The 17,842-nt window shown below is 70.6% G+C and carries 13 protein-coding genes; 5 read left to right on the top strand and 8 right to left on the bottom strand.

Features of this window, described 5'->3' with window-relative positions:
* Positions 1-407: 407 nt before the first annotated feature.
* On the top strand, positions 408-1,181 hold the full coding sequence (locus tag QSK31_RS02265; protein WP_285680395.1) for a PIG-L deacetylase family protein: 774 nt from the start codon (positions 408-410) through the stop codon (positions 1,179-1,181).
* Between the two features lie 12 nt (positions 1,182-1,193).
* On the opposite strand, the gene QSK31_RS02270 is transcribed toward QSK31_RS02265, so the two are convergent.
* The 3 genes from QSK31_RS02270 to QSK31_RS02280 form a co-directional block, all read right to left on the bottom strand.
* Positions 1,194-2,018: a GNAT family N-acetyltransferase gene (locus QSK31_RS02270; RefSeq protein WP_285680397.1), complete on the bottom strand. Its 825-nt coding sequence runs from the start codon at positions 2,016-2,018 to the stop codon at positions 1,194-1,196.
* 183 nt (positions 2,019-2,201) lie between these two features.
* Complete coding sequence (gene rox / locus QSK31_RS02275) at positions 2,202-3,683, bottom strand: rifampin monooxygenase (RefSeq protein ID WP_285680399.1); 1,482 nt, start codon at positions 3,681-3,683, stop codon at positions 2,202-2,204.
* Between the two features lie 182 nt (positions 3,684-3,865).
* Positions 3,866-5,683, bottom strand: a complete 1,818-nt coding sequence (locus QSK31_RS02280; RefSeq protein WP_285680402.1) for a multicopper oxidase family protein — start codon at positions 5,681-5,683, stop codon at positions 3,866-3,868.
* Between the two features lie 178 nt (positions 5,684-5,861).
* Here QSK31_RS02280 and QSK31_RS02285 point away from each other — a divergent pair, with 178 nt between their 5' ends.
* The 3 genes from QSK31_RS02285 (at position 5,862) to QSK31_RS02295 (ending at position 10,337) form a co-directional block, all read left to right on the top strand.
* Positions 5,862-6,656 (top strand): NBR1-Ig-like domain-containing protein, encoded by a 795-nt coding sequence (locus tag QSK31_RS02285; protein ID WP_285680403.1) that lies wholly within the window; start codon positions 5,862-5,864, stop codon positions 6,654-6,656.
* Entirely contained in the window at positions 6,653-7,789 is a 1,137-nt protein-coding gene (locus QSK31_RS02290) for a hypothetical protein (RefSeq protein WP_285680405.1), read from the top strand. Before QSK31_RS02285 ends, QSK31_RS02290 begins: the two co-directional genes overlap by 4 nt.
* A gap of 91 nt (positions 7,790-7,880) precedes the next feature.
* The gene (locus tag QSK31_RS02295) at positions 7,881-10,337 is read left to right on the top strand and encodes an IPT/TIG domain-containing protein (protein WP_285680407.1); all 2,457 of its coding nucleotides are present in this window, start codon (positions 7,881-7,883) and stop codon (positions 10,335-10,337) included.
* A 4-nt stretch (positions 10,338-10,341) separates the two neighbouring features.
* Here the strand turns inward: QSK31_RS02295 and QSK31_RS02300 are convergent, their stop codons facing one another.
* The 3 genes from QSK31_RS02300 to QSK31_RS02310 form a co-directional block, all read right to left on the bottom strand.
* Entirely contained in the window at positions 10,342-11,622 is a 1,281-nt protein-coding gene (locus tag QSK31_RS02300; RefSeq protein ID WP_285680409.1) for an ABC transporter substrate-binding protein, read from the bottom strand.
* Positions 11,619-12,935: an L-fucose:H+ symporter permease gene (gene fucP / locus QSK31_RS02305; protein ID WP_285680410.1), complete on the bottom strand. Its 1,317-nt coding sequence runs from the start codon at positions 12,933-12,935 to the stop codon at positions 11,619-11,621. Before fucP ends, QSK31_RS02300 begins: the two co-directional genes overlap by 4 nt.
* A 99-nt stretch (positions 12,936-13,034) precedes the next feature.
* Positions 13,035-14,267 carry an RICIN domain-containing protein gene (locus tag QSK31_RS02310; RefSeq protein WP_285680412.1) on the bottom strand — a complete coding sequence of 411 codons (1,233 nt, stop codon included), beginning with the start codon at positions 14,265-14,267 and terminating at the stop codon, positions 13,035-13,037.
* Between the two features lie 250 nt (positions 14,268-14,517).
* On the opposite strand from QSK31_RS02310, the gene QSK31_RS02315 reads away from it, so the two are divergent.
* A complete protein-coding gene (locus QSK31_RS02315) occupies positions 14,518-15,222 on the top strand; it encodes a GntR family transcriptional regulator (RefSeq protein ID WP_285680413.1) in 705 nt (234 codons plus the stop codon).
* A gap of 2 nt (positions 15,223-15,224) precedes the next feature.
* On the opposite strand, the gene QSK31_RS02320 is transcribed toward QSK31_RS02315, so the two are convergent.
* Both QSK31_RS02320 and QSK31_RS02325 read right to left on the bottom strand, forming a co-directional pair.
* Complete coding sequence (locus QSK31_RS02320) at positions 15,225-16,085, bottom strand: GNAT family N-acetyltransferase (protein WP_285680414.1); 861 nt, start codon at positions 16,083-16,085, stop codon at positions 15,225-15,227.
* Positions 16,086-16,129: 44 nt separating this feature from the next.
* Entirely contained in the window at positions 16,130-17,725 is a 1,596-nt protein-coding gene (locus QSK31_RS02325) for a methyl-accepting chemotaxis protein (RefSeq protein ID WP_285680416.1), read from the bottom strand.
* Positions 17,726-17,842: the final 117 nt, after the last annotated feature.

The raw sequence follows: 17,842 nt of genomic DNA on the forward strand, positions 1-17,842 counted from the left end.
CACTCCGCGACCATCGCCCCGGTCCGGGCCGCCCTGCTGACCGGGAATCCCGAGGCCCAGGGTCACGGATCTCCCAGCGACGAGAGGTCATCGCCGACCAGGACGGCAACAGGGGAGTCCTGTGCGTCGACACCTCCGCCGTGCCGAAGGACTGAGCGAGGGGACCACACGCCCTGCGGGGTTCATTTCGCATGGAATTGCTCGCGAGTCGTGACCCTGACAGCCATCGGGCAGCAATTGCGGGACAGTGGTGATCCGTTCGGAATTGTTCTGGTGCGACGCCGGCATCGCTATTGATCGACAATTCATTTATGCCGATCTAATTGTGCCCACGGGGGGCCGCGAGCCCGCACACTTCACGTTCCAGGAAACGAGCGGGGACGCCACCGACAAACCTGGAGATCACCATGCCCATCAACTGGGATCCGACCGGCCGCAACGTCTACTGGTTCGAGCCTCATCAGGATGACGGCTGTCTGTTCATGGCTCAGGCCGCCGCACACCACGTGCTCGCCGAGCGCACGGTCCACGTCGTGCTCATGAGCAACGGATCCACCTCGAACGTGCTCGGCGAGCTGAACGGCGCAACGTCCGACAGCACCTGGTGGGGCGGCTTCCACGACCCCGCGCGCGAGGGCTACTCGTCGCTGTCGAAGGCCGAGTTCGGGCTGGCCCGTACCCGGGAATGGCGGGCCTCCTGGCACCAGCTCGGGGTGCCCGACGCGCGCCTGCACTACGGCATGGATCTCGCCAGTTCCGCCGACCTCCCCGACGGCATCAGCACGTCGTACGCGTCGTCGGTCATGTCTTTCTGGATGAACCGCGACCTCGACGCGGGCCTGGACCACCCCGGCATGTACACCATGTGGTGGAACGATCCGCACAGCGACCACGCGGCGTGCGGGCAGGCCCTCCGCGCGTTGCGCCTCGCCGACCCGCACTTCGCCGACGGCCGATGGCTGACCAAGCCCGAGAACGCCTCGCAGGCCGGCGCCACCGCCTACGCCGTCCCCGCCAACCTGGCCGGCGAGGTCAAGCTGATGCAGAAACGATCCGCGTGGGCTTATGGGGCGTGGGCGCCGGCGAACGGCGCGTTCGCCATCGGCATGCACTCGGTGGCCCTGCCCTACTTCGACGACCCGGTCCGCGGCGACCCCAACTACATCGTGCGGAACGTCTGAGGACCCGCCCGCTCAGGCCTGCCGGAGCAGGACGGCGCGGGTGTAGAGCAGGTCGAAGCCCATGCGCTGGACGTTCTGCTGGGACTGGGAGCCGGGCTGGGTGGTGACGACGGCGACCTCGCAGCCGGCGACCGCCGCCTCCGCGAGCCGGGCGGCCAGCAGCGCCGTCTGGACTCCGCGGCGGCGGTGGGCCGGGCTGGTCGCGGCACCGGTGAGCTGGGCGATCGTCCCGGCGATCCGCATGCTGCCGCCACCGGCCGGCTCGCCGTCGCGGAGGGCGAGCCAGCGACGTGCCCCCGACTCGGCCAGGTCGCGCATCGCGTTGACGAGCACCTCGCGGTCGAAGTCCTCGTGGGACGGGACGCCCTGGGTGTCGGCCGTGGCAGTCGCGTCGGCGACCAGGGATTCGTACGGGTCCTCGCCGCTGGGCCGAACCTCGATGCCGGCCGCCGGCCCCGTTTCCGGCAGGTCGGTGAGGGAGCGCCCGAGCACGTTCTCGAACGACACCAGCCGGTAGCCGCGCCCGGTCAGCAGCTCAGCGATGGCCGGGTCGGCGAGCGTGGCGACCTCGGCCTGAACCGGCGACCCGGCCGCTTCGAACGCCCGCTCCACCCGCTCCAGTTCCGCGTCCGGCGGTGTGCCCCCGAACCCGAGCCCCGCGATCTTGTTGAACGGCGAGTCCGTCTCGGCGAAGGTCGCCGCCCCACCCGCCAGGGCCAGTGCGAACGCGCTCCCGTCACCTCGGCGCCGGCCGGCCGCGCGGCTGGTCGCCTCCATCAGCTCCGCCTCGGCGCGTTCGATGCGCGCGGCGAGGTCGGCATCGCAGAACATGCTCATGCCGCCAGCAGACCCTTCAGAAGCAGGCACAGGCAACAGGTTATCGCTCGCTCCCCATTGCCTGTGCCGACCGATACAGGCAACAGGATCGGCAATCCTCTCCATTCCGTACGCCCGGGAACGACAGTATGGTGAGGCGTTCTTCTGCCGTGCCGGAATGGAGCTGTTCAGGTCAGCCCCGTCCTATCTGGTCGGCGGGACGACCATTCCCTGAGCACCTCGGCCGGCCCTGCCGGGGCGGAGTCGATGGGCGGTCCTGCCGAACCACCGGGAAAGGTGGTCGTCGAGGTCCCGCTGATCGTCGCCGATCCAGGCGACGTGCCCGTCGGGGCGGAGCAGCACGCACGGAACGTCCAGGTCCGCGGTGGGATCGGCGAGGTGATCGACCCGGTCCGACCAGCCGCCGGCGGTGAGGCGTTCGGTGCGGTCCAGCAGCAGGCCGCGGCCGCGACGCAGCAGGCCGTAGAGGTTGCCCTGTTTCACGTCGAGGTCGCCCAGGCGGCGGCCGAGCAGATCGGGGCCGTCGCCGAAGTCGTAGCGGATGCCGATCGCGGCGATCTTCTCGATCAGATGACGGTTCACCTCGTTGATGTCCATCAGCTCGGTGAGCAGCCTGCGGACGGCCCGCGGGCCCGGCTCGGAGGACGACAGCTCCATCTGGGCGCGGGTGTTGTCCAGCACGTCCGCGGCGACCGGATGACGCTCGGCCTGATAGGTGTCCAGCAGCGTTTCCGGCGCCCAGCCGCGGATCTGGGCGGCCAGCTTCCAGCCTAGGTTGAACGCGTCCTGGACGCCCAGGTTGAGGCCCTGCCCGCCGACGGGCGGATGAATGTGGGCCGCGTCGCCGGCCAGCAGCACCCGCCCGACCCGATAACGGTCGGCCAGCCGGGTGGCGTCGCCGAAGCGGGACAGCCAGCGCGGGGAGTGCACGCCGAAGTCGGTTCCGGCGACGGCGCGCAACCGCTGCCGGAACTCCTCGAGAGTGGGTGGCGCCGCGCGATCGCTGACCCCCGCCGCGGGGACCACGACGCTGTACGCCGAGCCGACCTGCCTGACCCAGAACGGCCAGTGGGTGTTGCTGGCCTCGGTCACCGTGGCGGCGATCTCCTCCGGCGGCACACCCACCTGCATCTCGCCCATCAGCGTCTCGGTCCGCGAGGGCTCGCCGGGGAAGCCGACGCCGAGCAGTTTGCGCACCGTGCTGCGCGCGCCGTCACAGCCGACGAGATAGCGGGCACGCAGCCGTTCCCCGTCGGCGACCTCGACGGTCACACCGTCGTCGTCCTGCTCGAGGCCGGTCACCGCGGAACCGCGCCGGACCTGCGCGCCCCGTTCGGTCGCGTGGTCCTCGAGCAGCTGGACGATGACCGGCTGCGGGATGCCCAGCAGGTAGGCGTACGCCGAATCGAGGCCTTGGGGTTCGGGTTTGCCGATGGCGGCGAAGAAGCCGGCTGCCGGACGCCGCCGACCGCGCTCGAGAACGCGTTCCAGCAGCCCGCGCATCGCCATCAGCTCGAGACTGCGCATGTGCAGGCCGACGATGCGGACGAACGACGCGGGCTCGGTCTCCTTGTCCAGGACGAGGACCCGCACATCGTGCAGGCGCAGTTCGGCGGCCAGCATCGCACCGGTCGGGCCGCAACCGGCGATGATCACATCAAACATGGGTGTTGCCTTTCGGGAGAGCTTCGGCGCTCCCGGCGACACCTACGTCGATCGCCCGGCCGTGACGGGAAGGGGGAGCACCCACAGCGATACAGCGGTCATGGGTCTCACCTCCTCGGGCGGTGTCACAGTCAGCAGCAAGCTACAAGCCCGGACATCATCCCGTCCAGCCCTTTACCGCCTCACTCGGGCAGGTCGTGGCCGGCCGAGTAGGGCGTGCTGACTCCCTGGTACGCGAGGTGCATGATCATGCCGTTCGCGCCGTGCTGGAAGTTGTGGCAGTGGTCCATCCAGATCCCCGGGTTGTCCGCGATGAACTCGATCTCGTAGACCTCGCCGCTCGCGATGTTGAGCGTGTCGGTCCACCAGGGGCTTCCGGTGGCCGGCTCGCCGTTGCGGTAGAGCACGCGTACGCGATGGCCGTGCAGGTGGAACGGGTGGTTGATGATGCTGCGGCTGGCGATCCGCATCCGCACCCGGTCACCGCGGGTCACCTCGAGGGACGGCACGGCGGGGTAGAGGCGGCCGTTGATCAGGCTGCTGACGTACGAGAGACGGCCCTGACTGAATCCGAACCCGTCGTCCAGCCGCAGGTCGAACGAGCGCTGATAGGGCCCGGAGGCGGGCGGCGTGCCGGACCCGTACGTCAGCGGATCGAACTGCCCGCCGCCGGTGGTCCCGACCGGGCCCGCCGTGCCGCCGGGGCTGAAGGTGAGGCTCGCGCCGGCGCTTGCGCCGAGTGCGACGGTCACCGCGCCGGGCGGCATGGTGAAGGTGAGGTCGTAGCGGCCGCCGGCGGCGAGCAGCAGCCCGGTTTCCGACTCGATCGGCGTGGCGTCCAGGACCGCGTTGCCGTCGATCGCCGCGACCCGGAACGGAGCGCCGCCGACCTGGATCCGCTGCGGTTCCTCGGAGCTGTTGACCATGCGGAGCAGGACGTTGCGACCCGCCGGGGCCGCCTGGCGCGCGGGCCGGTCGCCGCGGTCGAGGGCGACGACGTCGCCGCCGCCGGGGGAGGGCCACGCGTGGGCGAACGCCGTCCGCTCGAGCCCGTCGAACGCGGTCTCGTCCTCGACGATCAGCGCGCCGAAGAGGCCCTTCTTGACGTTCAGCAGACCGTCCCGGTGGGTGTGGTACCAGAACGTGCCCGCTCTCGTCGGGACGAACCGGTAGACGTGCCGGCCGCCCGGCGGGACGGCGTCCTGCGTCACGCCGGGCACGCCGTCCTCGGCGTTGGGCACGTCGACGCCGTGCCAGTGCACGGTCACGCCCTCGGCGACGTTCTGGTTCACCAGGGTCACCTCGACGAGCTGCCCCTTCTTCGCCCGGATCTCCGGGCCGGGGGAGGTCCCGTTGAAGGTGAGCCCGTCGACCGTGGCGCCGGAGTCGAGCCGGACCGGTCCTCGCGCGGCGGTCAGCGTCAGCCTCACGTCCGGCTTTCGGTCGCGCGGTCCGGTGAGCTGGTCGACATCGAGTTGGCCGCTGCCGTGCTGGTGGGCGGTCGCGGCCGCGTTCGCCTGGCCGGCGAGCGCCAGGGTCGCGGCCGGGACCAGGAGGAACGCCGTGGTCAGCCACGGGAGCCGGGACAGGCGGGAACGCGACCGGCGCCAGCGGCCGACCGCGATCGACAGCCCGCCGATCATCGCCAGCGCCGCCGCCGAACCCGCGAGAACCAGGGTCGTGTCCTGCGGGGCGGGCGGGGCGAGCAGCCACCAGACGGCCAGCACCGACGCCGCGGCGCTCACGTGGGCGGAAGTCCGGCTCGGTCGCCACACCGCCCAGGCGGCGGGCAGGACCGCCAGCGGCACCTGGATGCTCAGCCGGGTGTCCGCCAGCAGCATCCCGCCGGTCAGCAGCGAGCAGGCCACGAGCAGGCGTGCCGCGGCCAGGCCGGCGAGGACAGACAGCCGGCGGCGGGTTGCCCGGACGCCGGCGATCGGCGCGGCGACCAGGGTGAGGACGGCGAGCGTCAGGTCGATATAGAGGAGAGTCGCGTACACCGCACCACGGTGCGGCCGGGAGCCCCCTCTTCGCATCGGCAGTAGTCGCCTACACGGCCGATCTAGGCAGCGTCCGGGCCGGGATGGTCCTTGAGCTGCCGCCGCATGAACTTCCCTTCCAGGCAGATATCTCGGCCAGAAGTAGGCAACCGTTACCGAGGCGGGGCAAACTGGGCGCATGCCGGACCGGCCACAGTGGATCAATCTCGGAGCCATGATGCGGACGGCCCGGGTCAGCAGCCAGGACGAATCCGGCCGGCCCACCTGGCCGATCTCGCGGCTGGTCGCCGAACTCGCGCGGGATCCGCCGGGTGCGGAGCTGGCGCGTCTGCAGGCGGCGGGGATCACGCTGCGGCCGTGGCGGCGCAGTGCCCTCTACTCGGCCGAGAGCGGCGAGATCCCGTCCCGGGAACTCGTCGAACTCTACGACGCGCTGTTCGACGACCGCGCCGGCACGCTCGTCATCGTCTACGAGAACGCCAAGGCGGTGTTGCCGCCCCGCCACCGCCCGAGCCGCGACGATCATGGGTATCCGCTGGCCGGCGACGCGTCGGAATTCGTCTGTGACGTGACCGTCCCCGACGGCCTGGCCGTCCCGCCGGGCGCCCGCCTGAGAAAGGTCTGGCGTTTCCGCAACGCCGGGACGGTGCCGTGGATCGGCCGCCGGCTCGCCCACATCGGCGCCATCAGCCATTTCGCGATGCCGACCGCTCCCCGTTTCGTGCCGGTCGCCGACACCCTCCCGGGCCGATGTGTGGATGTCGCCGTCGAGCTGGTCGGCCCGCCCATGCCGGGCGCCTTCATCACCTACTGGAAATTCGTGGACGACGACGGGCATCCGTACTTTCCACAGTATCCACTCGGCGTGAACTGTCTCTTCCGTACGGTCGAGGGGATTCCCATGCCGGACCTGCGCATTCCGAACGTCCGGCTATCGCCGGAACCGGACCGCGCGCCGCACAGTCGGGCATGACTTCCTCGCGTTCTTCCGGCAAAGGCGCCAGGGTGCCGGCCGCCGCCCTGGTGTGGCTGACCGTTCTGGTGGCGGTCGTCGCGCTGCGGGTGTGGGCGGTGTGGACGGGCGCCCTGTTCGGGACCGCGCAGATCGTGGCCGTCGACGTGATCATCGCGGCGCTGGTGGCGCTGACCTTCTGGTCCTGGGCCCTGGCCGGCCGGGACGCCGGCGGGACAGCCGGTACGTGGCTCGATCGAGTCGGTGGGTTCGCCGCCGTCGTCGCTCTTCCCGCCCTGGTGACCGCCACGCTCAATCTGGTCGCGCCGGCCACCCCGCCGAGCCTCTCGGTGGCCGCCTGCTCCGGCGCGCAGACCTGGAACACCCCCTATCACGGCCGGACCATCGGGCCCCTGGGCAACTACGCCCGCACCGGCCCCGGCCTGTCGTTCCCGCAGTCCGGCCGCTTCAAGGAGGACTGCAGCCTCGGCTTCGTCGGCTACTGCGCCGGCGACCCGGTCAAGGAGCCGTTCACCAAGACCTGGACGGACACCCGCTGGCTCCTGCTGGGAAGCCACCGGTCCGGACTGGCGAAGTGGACGGCACGTCTCTCGGGCGAGCCGGAGCAGCCGCGGTTCGTGGCGCTGGCGTACGTCGCCCCCAACAGCCCGGACCGGGATCTGGACTATCTGGGCGACAAGGCCTGCGCGCAAGGGCGGCCGCTTCCCGGGAAGACCACGATGACACCGGCGCCGAAGCCGGACGGCACCGTCGGGCTGACCGTCGCGTCCGACAACGCGGAACGGGTCGGCGTCGCCCTGGCCGTCCCCGCCGACGCGCTGCGGTCGGGCGGACCGGTCAGGTGGGTCTGGTCCGGTGCGCCCGGCGCCGCGGGCCCCCAGTGGATAACGGCCCGGACGGCGAACGACCTGAAGCCGAAGCGGTCCGCGCCGGTGCCGGTCACGCTGGTCGCGACCTCGTGCCTGGGGCCGCTGCACGCCGCCGTGCCGGAGAAGGCGGCCACCCTCACCTACCGCATCGACCCGGCCGGCAAGGCGAGCCCGGACCCTGCCGCGGAGCCGTTGCAGCCGGCCCTGCTGGATCGGGTCCTGAGAATGGCCTGCGAGGTGGAGGACGAGGAATTCGGGGAGTGACCTCATACCGAGGGTCACCGGACCGATATCTCTGGTCTGGTGACCTGCGTACGAGGGGAAGCGGCGGCTGATGGGCGAGTGGTGGCGTCGGATGGCCGGTGCGGTTGTGGCGGCGTTGGTGAGCGCGTTGTTGATCCCGCCCGCACACCCGGCTGTGGCACAACCAGCGGCGGGGCAGTCCAGCCTCGGCGTCAACCTCGCGCCGGTCGTCGACTGGACCGTCGAGACCCCGTTCGTGGATGCGTTCCGCACGTCGCGGTCGTTCGTCAGCCAGCTCACCACCTGCCCCGGCAGGACCGCCTTCAACTGCCGTCCCACCGTCGCCGGCAAGGGCAACTGGGGTCTGGGCCCCGAACTCGCGGTGGATCAGCACGGCTGGGTCACCAGCCTGGCCGCCGGCCAGTACGTCGACACGCCGATGTTCACCCGGGACGGCGGTCAGCCGTGGCCCGCGGGCACCGGCGGGAAGCACTACGTGGTGACGTGGGACGGCGACGGTGACGTCGCGTTCTGGGGTGGCGGCACCGAGTACAACCGGACGGCCAACCGGTTCGAGTACGAGCCCGGCGCGGGCTCGGGACGGTTCCTGGCGATCACCCGCACCAACCCGGCGGACTACGTGCGTGACATTCACGTCTGGATGCCGGGCTACGAGTTCACCGGGGCCGGGCAGATCTTCCACCCGGACTTCCTGGCGAGCCTCACCGGCATGCGGACCCTGCGGTTCATGGACTGGATGCGCACCAACGGCTCGCCGTACGTCACCTGGGACGCCTATCCCACCGCGGACTCCTCGACGCAGACCCGCGGGGTGGCTCCCGAACTGATGGTGGAGCTGGCCAACCGGGTGGGCGCGGACGCCTGGTTCAGCATCCCGCACCAGGCCGACGACGGCTTCGTCCGGCACTTCGCCGAGTTCGTCCGCGACCACCTGAGGCCCGGCCTGAAGGCCTATGTCGAGTACTCCAACGAACTGTGGAACACCGCGTGGGCGTTCCCGCAGTCGCAGTGGGCGCGGGCCAGGGGGATGGAGTTGCACCTGGCCGACCTGGACTGGGTGGCCGGTGGCCGGTTCCAGGCGCGCCGCTCGGTGCAGATCTTCCGCATCTGGGAGGACGTGTTCGGCGCCGATGCGTACGCCAGGATCGTGAAGGTCCTGGGTCTGATGGTCGGCAACCTCAGCGTGAGCCGGGACATGCTCGCCTGGCGCGACGACGTCACCGGCGACCGGGCGGCCGGCTCGTACGCCGACGCGGTCGCGGTGGCACCCTACTTCGGCTGCGCCGACACCTGGGTGCCGGGTGACCCGCACGAGTACGCGCCGTGGGACGCCAAGGCGGTGAGCCGGGTGAAGTCCGGTGGCGTGGACCGGCTGCTGCAGGCCTGCCAGCGCCAGATCGACGGCGCCACCCGCGCGATGATCATCGATGCCAAGGCGCTCGCCGACCAGTACGCATTGTCGATGGTGGCCTACGAGGGCGGTCAGCACCTGGTCGTCAGCGACCAGAAGGACACCAAGCTGGTCAGCCTGTTCCAGGCCGCGAACCGGCACCCGCGGATGCGGGACCTGTACGCCCGATACCTGGCGCAGTGGCGCGAGCTGGGCGGTGGCGCGTTCCAGCTGTTCCTGACCGCCGAGCGGATGTCCGTGTACGGGAACTGGGGTCTGCGCGAGTACCAGGGTCAGCCGTTGCCGGCCGCGCCCAAGGCCCGGGCGGCCGACGAGACTCTGCAGGCCCTGGGCCAGATTCCGTTGCGCGTGGCCCGGCCGGTCGTGAGCCGGCTGTCGGTGCGGCAGGGCCTGGCCGCCGGGGGCGCCACGATCACCGTCACCGGCACCGATCTGGCGAGCACCAGCACCGTGTGGTTCGGTTCGGTCAGCGCGCCGTTCCGGGCCGAGGCGAACCGGCTCGTCGTCACCTCCCCGGCGTACCCCCTGGGTGGTGTTGTGGATGTGACCGTGACCAACCCGGCCGGAACGAGCACCGCCTCGGCGGCGACCACCTTCACCTACCAGCCGCCGCCGGCGCTGACCGCGCTGAGCACGTCCACGGCCTCGATGGTCGCGGGTACGCCGATCACGCTGACCGGCACGAACCTGACCGGGGCGAAGGTGATGGCCGGTGCGGTGGCCGTCGCGCCGGTCAAGGTGGTCTCGCCGACCGAGCTGCGGTTCGTCGCACCCACCCGCAAGAGCGCCGGCACCGTCGATGTCACCGTGCGGACCGCGTACGGAACGAGCCCGGTCGTGCCCGCCGGCCGGCTGACCTACGTGACGCCGCCGCGACCGGCGATCACCGGGCTGTCCTCCGACAAGGGCTCCGCCAAGGTGGCCAACACCGTGATCATCACCGGGACGGCGTTCACCGGCACCAGCCGCGTCATGATCGGCGAGCTGACCGCGAAGTTCAAGGTGCTGTCGGACACGCGGATCCAGGCGGTCTTCCCGGCGCCACGCCGGCGACTGTGGGTCAACGCCTTCGTCAGCACGCCCGGCGGCACCTCCCAGGCGCACCAGGACACCGACTTCGAGTTCGTCGTCGGGTAGGACCTCAACGCTGCGGGATGGTGTCGTTGGCGACGGCCTCCCGCAGGTCGTCGGCGAAGGCGTCCGGGCTCCGGGTGCGTACGTAGGTGGAGACGGCGTCGTAGAAGCCCTCCTGGAAGGCCGGGCTCATCGCCTCGCCGTGCGCCACGGACAGCAGGACCGGCGATGACCACAGCGCCTTCGACGACTGCTGCTGGTAGGGCGGCAACGACGAGACGTCGACGTTCCGCAGCACCGGCACCGATCCCTTCGCCCGGCTGAAGGCGATCTGCGTAGCCGGGGTGCTGACGCCGCCCAGGAACCCGAGCGCGTTCTTGGCGTTCTCGGCCTTGGTGGCGGCGACGAACACGTCGACGACGGCGAGGAAACTGCCGCCGGTGCCGGGGAAGGCCGCGGCCCCGAAGTCCCGCCCCTCCCGCGCGCCCGCGGCGGTCAGTTCGCCGTACGCCGAGTCGTTGACCGAGGCGAAGGCGCAGCCGCCGGTGGCCAGCCTGGTCGCCGCCGCGTCCCAGGAGAGCCCGCCCGCCTCCGGGCCGGCGTAGGTCAGCATGTCGCCGAAGGACCGCAGCGCCGCCCGCACCTCCGCGCCCCGCCAGTCGAGCCGGTCGTTGACCAGGTCGGCCCAGCCGGCCGTCCCGATGGCGCTGAGCAGCGTGTTCTCGAACAGTTCGACGGTGGTGAAGGGGTCCTTGCCGCCCAGGCAGAGGGCGGTGGCTCCGGACGCCTTGACCTTGCGCAGGTCGGTCAGGAACGTGGCGAGGGTGTAGTCGCCGGCCGGCGCCGCCACGCCGGCCTTCCGGAGCAGGCCGAGGTTGAACCACAGCACGTTGCTGCGATGCGCGCCCGTCGGTACGCCGTAGGGCTTGCCGCCCTGGTTCAGCGACTGCCGGATGGTCGGCTGCATCGCGGCGCTCACCTCGTCAGGTAACACCGAGGCGACGTCGCGGACGGTGCCGCGCCCGGCGTAGCCCTGGACCGACTTGCCGGCGAAGGTCTGCCAGACGTCCGGCGGGTCGCCCGATCGCAGCCGTTTCACCAGCGCGACGACGGCCTGGGAGCCGCCGCCGCCCGCGACCGCCGCGTTGACCGGCTCGACGCCGGGATGGGCCTGCCGGAACGCGGCCAGCAGGGTGTCCAGGGCGGCCGCCTCCGACCCGGAGGTCCACCAGGACATCACCTCGAGCCGGTCGGTGTCCTTCGTCGCGCTGGTCGGATCGCCGCTGCCGCAGGCGGTCAGTGCCATGATCAGGGCGACGGCCGTGGCCGTACGGAAGAGGGTCTTCATGCCGTCCGCCTGGCTGTCAGGTCGTAGATGGCGTAGAGGCCGACGAGGGCGAAGCAGACGGCCGGTACGACGAACGAGATCGCGGCGCTGGTCGAGTCGACGAGCTTGCCCTGCACCAGCGGCATGATCGCGCCCCCGACGATGGCCATCACCAGCCCCGCCGCGCCGAACTTGGTGGCCGGGCCGAGGCCCTGGAGCGCGACACCGTAGATCGTGGGGAACATCAGCGACAGACAGAACGACACCGCCACCAGGGCACACACCCCGGCCAGGTTGGGGCTGACCATGGCGAAGGCGCAGAGCAGAACCGCCAGGAACGCCAGCACGGTGAGGATCTTCGTCGGCCGGATGCGGCCGATCAGCCACGTCATCACGAACCGCGAGATCAGGAAGACCACCAGGCTGACCTGCAGGTACGCGCCGCCCTTCTGCAGGCTGCCGCCGAGCGCCTGCTGCACGTACTGGATCAGGTAGGTCCAGGTGCAGACCTGCGCCGCCACGTTGAAGAACTGGGCGACGACGCCGTAGCGGTACCGCTTGCTGCGCCACAGCACCCGGAACAGGCCGCCGGTGCCGCCGTCGGCCGGACCCGCGTCCGGGAACTCCTCGACGATCGGTGGCGCCTTCTGACCGGCGATCGCGACGGCGATCAGGAGCAGGACAAAACCGAGGCCGAGGTACGGGCCCATCACGGCGCCGAGTTCGCCGGCGCGGATCGCGTGCAACTCGGCCGGCGACAGCGATCCGATGTCCACCGGGTCGGCGAGCTCGGGCAGGATCAGGGTGGAGGCGAGCAGCACGCCGATGTTCGTACCGACCGGGTTGAACGCCTGGGCGAAATTCAGCCGCCGGGTGGCGGTCTTCTCCGGGCCGAGCGACAGGACGTACGGATTGGCGGACGTCTCCAGGATCGAACAGCCCGCGGCGATCGCGAACAGCGCCACCAGAAACGCCTCGTAGGTCATGATCCGGCTGGCCGGATAGAACGCGAACGCGCCGACCGCCGCGAGCCCGAGCCCGGTCAGAATTCCCACCTTGTAACCGAACCGCTGATTGATGAAGGCGGCCGGCAGCGCGAGCAGAAAATACGCTCCGAAATAGGCCAGCTGGACCAATGACGCCTGGAACGTGGTCATGTCGAAGATGCGCTTGAAACCGGCCACCATCGGGGTGGTCAGATCGGCTGCCACACCCCAGGCGGTGAAGCAGCCGATCAGCGCGATGAACAGGACGATCATGCCGCGGCCGATCAGGGGTTCAGGTGCGGCCTGACCGTCCTGCCCCGCGGCGGAGGTGGTGGAGACGCCGGCCATGTGGGCTCCCTTGAATCGGCGTCCTCACCATATTGGAGTGTGGAGATCGGGCGGTCATCACAGATAGGCACATGGTGAATGTTCGCCATGTTCAAAGGGTCACAGACGGCCCCAGATCTGATTGGCGGTGCCGCCGCAGTCCCAGAGTTGCAGCGCGGCTCCGTTGCTGCCGTTCCAGTCTTTGATGTCCACGCAGCGCCCGGAGGAGACGTTCACCAGCGTCCGGGCGGAGGTGAGGGTGAAGCGCTGCACCGGGTTGGTGTTGCAGTCGGCCAGCTGGATCGGCGTGCCGTTGGCCAGGGCGCCGCCGGCCGGGTCCATGCACTTGCCCATCGCGCGCAGGGTGCCGTCGGACTCGGACGACCACCTCTGCGCGTCGCTGTTGTTGCAGTCGTACATCTGCAGCAGGGCGCCGGCGTTGGGCTGGCCGCCCGGGATGTCGATGCAGCGGCCGCTGAAGTTGGACTGCAGCATCGTCGCGCCGGACGCGGGCGGCGGCTCGGTGCCCGGCGGCACGCCCGGGTCGCAGTCGTTCGTGGTGGCGATGCTGTCGGTGTGGGTCGCACCCGAGGACCGGTAGCCGTTGATCGCCGCGGTCGCCTGCGCGGGGCTCAGCACCTGCCGCTTGGCGTGGTAGAGATAGTCGACCGACTGGAGGTAGGTGCTGGTGCCACCGGCGTGCCCGGCCAGGTCGATGAACCACTGGTTGAAGTCGATCGACATGTTCTGCCGGGGGTAGTACTTGCCCGAGTGGTCGCCGACCAGCGCGCCGTCGATGTAGTACTTGACGTGGCCGCCGGAGACGGTCGCCATCACGTCGTGCCAGCCGTTGATGCTCCTCGCCTGCTGGCTGTGCTGGTTGTCGGCGTACCACGGGTCGGCGACGTAGGTGTACCAGGTGGTCTGGTAGTTGATCGGGCCCGCCTCGCCCCAGCCGCCGTTCGGCAGATACTCGGAGAAGTCCAGCTCGGAGTAGGTGGGGTCCATCGGCGCGGCCAGCGGGGAGATCGTGTAGAAGGTCTGGTTCACGTGGTCGCCGTCGGCGCCGCTCGCCGGCGCGTCGGAGAACTTGATCCGGGCCAGGTACGTTCCCTCGAAGAAGCGCCGGTTGCTCTGCGAGAACTCGGCGTGCGACGTGCCACCGGCGGTGCCGTTGGTGGCCGCCTTGAGCTGGGCGACCTTCTGCCCGTCGACGGTCGGGAACGACACGTTGTCGGCGAGCCAGCTGGCACCGGGCACGCCCGGGCCGCCGGCGTTGGCGCGGATGCGCCAGCCGCGCTGGCTCAGCGCCGCGTCGGTGCGTGACGTGTAGTTGAAGTCGTCGAACAGCACTCCGCAGCCGACCGCGGCGCTGCTGCTCGGTGCCGAGGCGATCCCGAGGCCGGTGAGGGCACGGCGGCTATGGCGAGGGTCGTACCGATGACGATGGTGCGATGGGGCTTGTGTCCCATGGGGGGTGGGCTCCTTGCCGCGTGGGGGGATTGGCCGGTCGGGAACTGACCAGTGGTACCGTCCTCCCTCGCAGTGGCCCTCGTCAATATTTACCACTGGTAATTTTTGAATGTGGCAATAGAGTGATGCAGTGCGACGTGCCGAGGTGCGGGACAAACTGCGGGAGCTGATCGACCTACGCGCTCCCGGCGATCCCATGCCGTCCGAGCGCTCGTTGTGCGCGCACCTCGGCGTCTCCCGGCCGACGGTCCGGGCGGCGATCGACGACCTGGCCCGGGACGGCCTGCTCGTCCGCCAGCACGGACGAGGCACGTTCACCAGCCCGCACAAGATCTCCCAGGAGCTTCCGTCCGCGTCCGGGCAGCCCGTCCCGCCGGCCGAGGGTGACTGGACGAGCGAGGTGCTGGTCTTCCGGACCGAGCCGGCGGGGGCCCGGCTCGGCCGGCGGTTGCGGATCTCCCCGGGTGACGACCTGCTCCACGTGCTGCGCCGGCGGATCGTCGACGGCGAGCCGATGGCCCTCGAGGAGATCCGGCTGCCGGCCGCCCTGGTCCCCGGCATGTCCGCCGAGGACTTCGTCTCCGGCTCGCTCTATCGCCGGATGCGCGAACGCTACGGGGTGGACCCGACCGACGCGGTGCAAACCACCGAGCCGACGGTCACCGACGCCCGCGAGGCCCAGCTGCTCGGCGTGCCGCTCCACTCACCGGCTCTGCTGTTCGAGCGCACCACCCGCGACGGCGGCGGACGGATCATCGAGTTCACCAGGTCGATCTACCGCGGCGACCGCTACCGGATCACCAGCCACCTGAAGCTCGGGCCGAACTCGGGCTGACGTCAACCGGAGGCCGGCGGAACCCGGCTGCTCCAGCCGGGCAGCGCGTAGTAGTCCTCGGTGATCACCGGCCGGAAGCCGAGCGAGGTGTAGAGGTTCAGGGCGCGGTCGTTGTCGGTGGCAACCTCGAGGTGGACGGCGGTGGCGCCGTCGGCGAGGGCCGTGCGGCACATGCGGTGCAGCACGTCCCGTCCGATGCCGCGTCCCCGGTGGTCAGGGTGGACCACGAAGCCGTAGACGCCGGCCCGGTCGCCCTCCCTGAGCAGCCGGGCGGTGCCGATCGGCCGGCCTCCTTGCTCCACCACGAGGGTGCTGGGGTCGGGTCCGGCGGATTCGGGTGGCTCCCAGCCGAATCCCAGGCGCATGAGTTCCCGTATCGCCGCCTCGTCGGCCGGGAGTGCGGTGCGCAGCGTGACGCTGGGATCGGCGGCCGCCTCGACGGGCTCGCCGAGCAACTGGAGAGCGTGCTCGGAGTGGCTGAGGCGACCGTCGCGCCGTTCGGCGAGCGACCGTCCCGCCACCGAACTCCGGGGTACGACCAGCAGGATCGAGTCGTGCTCGCGCTGCCGGCACAGGTCGAGCCCGGCGTCCAGCAGTGCGGCACCGATCCCGCGCCGCCGCGCCCCGGGATCCACCATGCCCGCCAGCTCGATGGTGGGCGCGCCGTGGCTGTAGATGCCCAGGAAGCCGAGCAGCCGCTCGCCCTCCCACCACAGGACATCCTCGACGTCCTTACCCGAGCGGTGGCGCAACGCGTTCCACTCGAGTTTCAGCCGCCCGCCGTCGGCCGCGACCACCCGGCGCTCCAGGCTCTCGACGGCGTCGAGAGTGGACGGGGACAGCCCGGCGGAGAGGTTGATCACGCGCCCAGCCCATCACGCCGGTCAAGCGATTTTCGTGTCCGGGTTCAGAGGCGGAAGGTGGACACGAGCTCGCGGAGCTCGCGGGAGACGTCGGAGAGCTCGCGCGCCGCCTGCTCGGACTGGCCGACCAGGTCGCTGCTGGTACGGGCCAGCGCCGCCACGTTGCCGCTGTTGGCGGCGATCTGGCCGGCGCCGTCGGCGGCCTCGGTGACGCTGCGGTTCATCTCGTGCGTGGTGGCGGTCTGCTCCTCGACGGCCGAGGCGATCGTGGTCTGGTAGTCGTTGATCTGGCCGATGATCCGGGAGACCTCCTGGATCGCCGCGACCGCCCCGGCCGTGTCGGCCTGGATGGCCTGCACCCGGCGGGAGATGTCCTCGGTCGCCCGGGCCGTCTCCTGGGCCAGATCCTTGACCTCGCCGGCGACCACGGCGAAGCCCTTACCGGCCTCGCCCGCCCGGGCCGACTCGATGGTGGCGTTGAGGGCCAGCAGGTTGGTCTGCTCGGCGATGCTGGTGATCACCTTGATCACGGCGCCGATCTCCTGGCTGGAGGTGCCCAGCCGGGACATGGTCTCCGTGGTGGTGTGGGTGACGGTGACGGCCTGCCCGGCGATGGTGACGGCCTGGCCGGCGTTCTGGGCGATCTCGCGGATGGACTCGCCCATCTCCTGGGAGCCGGCCGCGACGGTCTGCACACTGCGGGACACCTCGCCGGCCCCCGCGGCGACGGCGTCGGCCTGCGTGGACGACCGCTGGGCGCCGGCCGCCAGCTCGGTGGAGAGGGTGCCGATCCGGTCGCTGGCCGCGCCGAGCGTCACGGAACCGGTCGCCAGGCGGGTGAGGACGGCGCCGACCGAGTCGAGGGCGGCGTTCATGGAGGCGCTCATCCGGCCCACCTCGTCGCTGGAGGAGACGTCGAGGCGACGGGTGAGGTCGCCGCCGGCCACGGCCGTCATCACCTCGCCCGCCTCGTCCAGCGGGCGGCTGATGCCGCGGGCGGTGCGCCAGGCCACCAGCGCGGCGATCGCGATGGCGGCGATGAGCAGGCCGGTCATCAGAGCGATGAAGGCGCCGGCCGTCTTCCGGGCCGCGGCGGTCTCCTTCTGGTTCATCGCCTCCTCGAGGTCGATGAACACGTTGATCACCCGGAGCCAGTCGACGAAGGCCGGTTTGGCCTGCTCGGTGAGAAGCTTCAGAGCCGCGTCCCGATCCCCGGCACGCTGCAGCGTGACGACCTGCTCGATGAGCGGAAGGGTCCGCTGCTGCACCCCGTTGATGTCGGCGTAGGCGGCCTTCTCGGCGTCGCTGGTGCTGGACGGGTCGGCGAAGATCGCCTGCATCTTCTGGTCGGACGCGGAGTACTTGTCCTCGAGCACCTTGATCAGGTCGACTTCCTTGTCGACCGCGGCTGTGTCCCGGCCGGCCATCACCACGTCGCGTAGCGCGATCGCCCGGTCGTGGACACTGCCCCGGAAGTTGATCGCGAAGCGCTGCTTGACCGCGTTCTGGTCGTTGATGGTCGTCAGCCCGGTGTCGATGCTGCGCACCTGAGCGACGCCGACCACGACGAGTGCGACCATGGTCAGCACCACGACGAGGAAGCCCGCGCCCAGACGCCGACCGATGCTCCAGTTCCGCATACCTGATACCCCGATCGGAAGAAATGGCTCTTCACATCTTGGGGTGCGGGATGCCCGGGAAAACGTGAAACGCCCAGATTCGATCACCCGTTCTAGGCTCCGCGGAGCCCGGCAGGC

Source organism: Actinoplanes sp. NBRC 103695, assembly GCF_030269485.1.
Classification (GTDB): Bacteria; Actinomycetota; Actinomycetes; order Mycobacteriales; family Micromonosporaceae; genus Actinoplanes.

What these genes read in the sequence shown, in the direction of transcription:
- QSK31_RS02265 (WP_285680395.1), top strand. Translation starts at nt 408, where the DNA reads ATGCCCATCAACTGGGATCCGACCGGCCGCAACGTCTACTGGTTCGAG.
- QSK31_RS02270 (WP_285680397.1), bottom strand. Translation starts at nt 2,018, where the DNA reads ATGAGCATGTTCTGCGATGCCGACCTCGCCGCGCGCATCGAACGCGCC.
- rox (WP_285680399.1), bottom strand. Translation starts at nt 3,683, where the DNA reads ATGTTTGATGTGATCATCGCCGGTTGCGGCCCGACCGGTGCGATGCTG.
- QSK31_RS02285 (WP_285680403.1), top strand. Translation starts at nt 5,862, where the DNA reads ATGCCGGACCGGCCACAGTGGATCAATCTCGGAGCCATGATGCGGACG.
- QSK31_RS02290 (WP_285680405.1), top strand. Translation starts at nt 6,653, where the DNA reads ATGACTTCCTCGCGTTCTTCCGGCAAAGGCGCCAGGGTGCCGGCCGCC.
- QSK31_RS02295 (WP_285680407.1), top strand. Translation starts at nt 7,881, where the DNA reads ATGGCCGGTGCGGTTGTGGCGGCGTTGGTGAGCGCGTTGTTGATCCCG.
- QSK31_RS02300 (WP_285680409.1), bottom strand. Translation starts at nt 11,622, where the DNA reads ATGAAGACCCTCTTCCGTACGGCCACGGCCGTCGCCCTGATCATGGCA.
- fucP (WP_285680410.1), bottom strand. Translation starts at nt 12,935, where the DNA reads ATGGCCGGCGTCTCCACCACCTCCGCCGCGGGGCAGGACGGTCAGGCC.
- QSK31_RS02325 (WP_285680416.1), bottom strand. Translation starts at nt 17,725, where the DNA reads ATGCGGAACTGGAGCATCGGTCGGCGTCTGGGCGCGGGCTTCCTCGTC.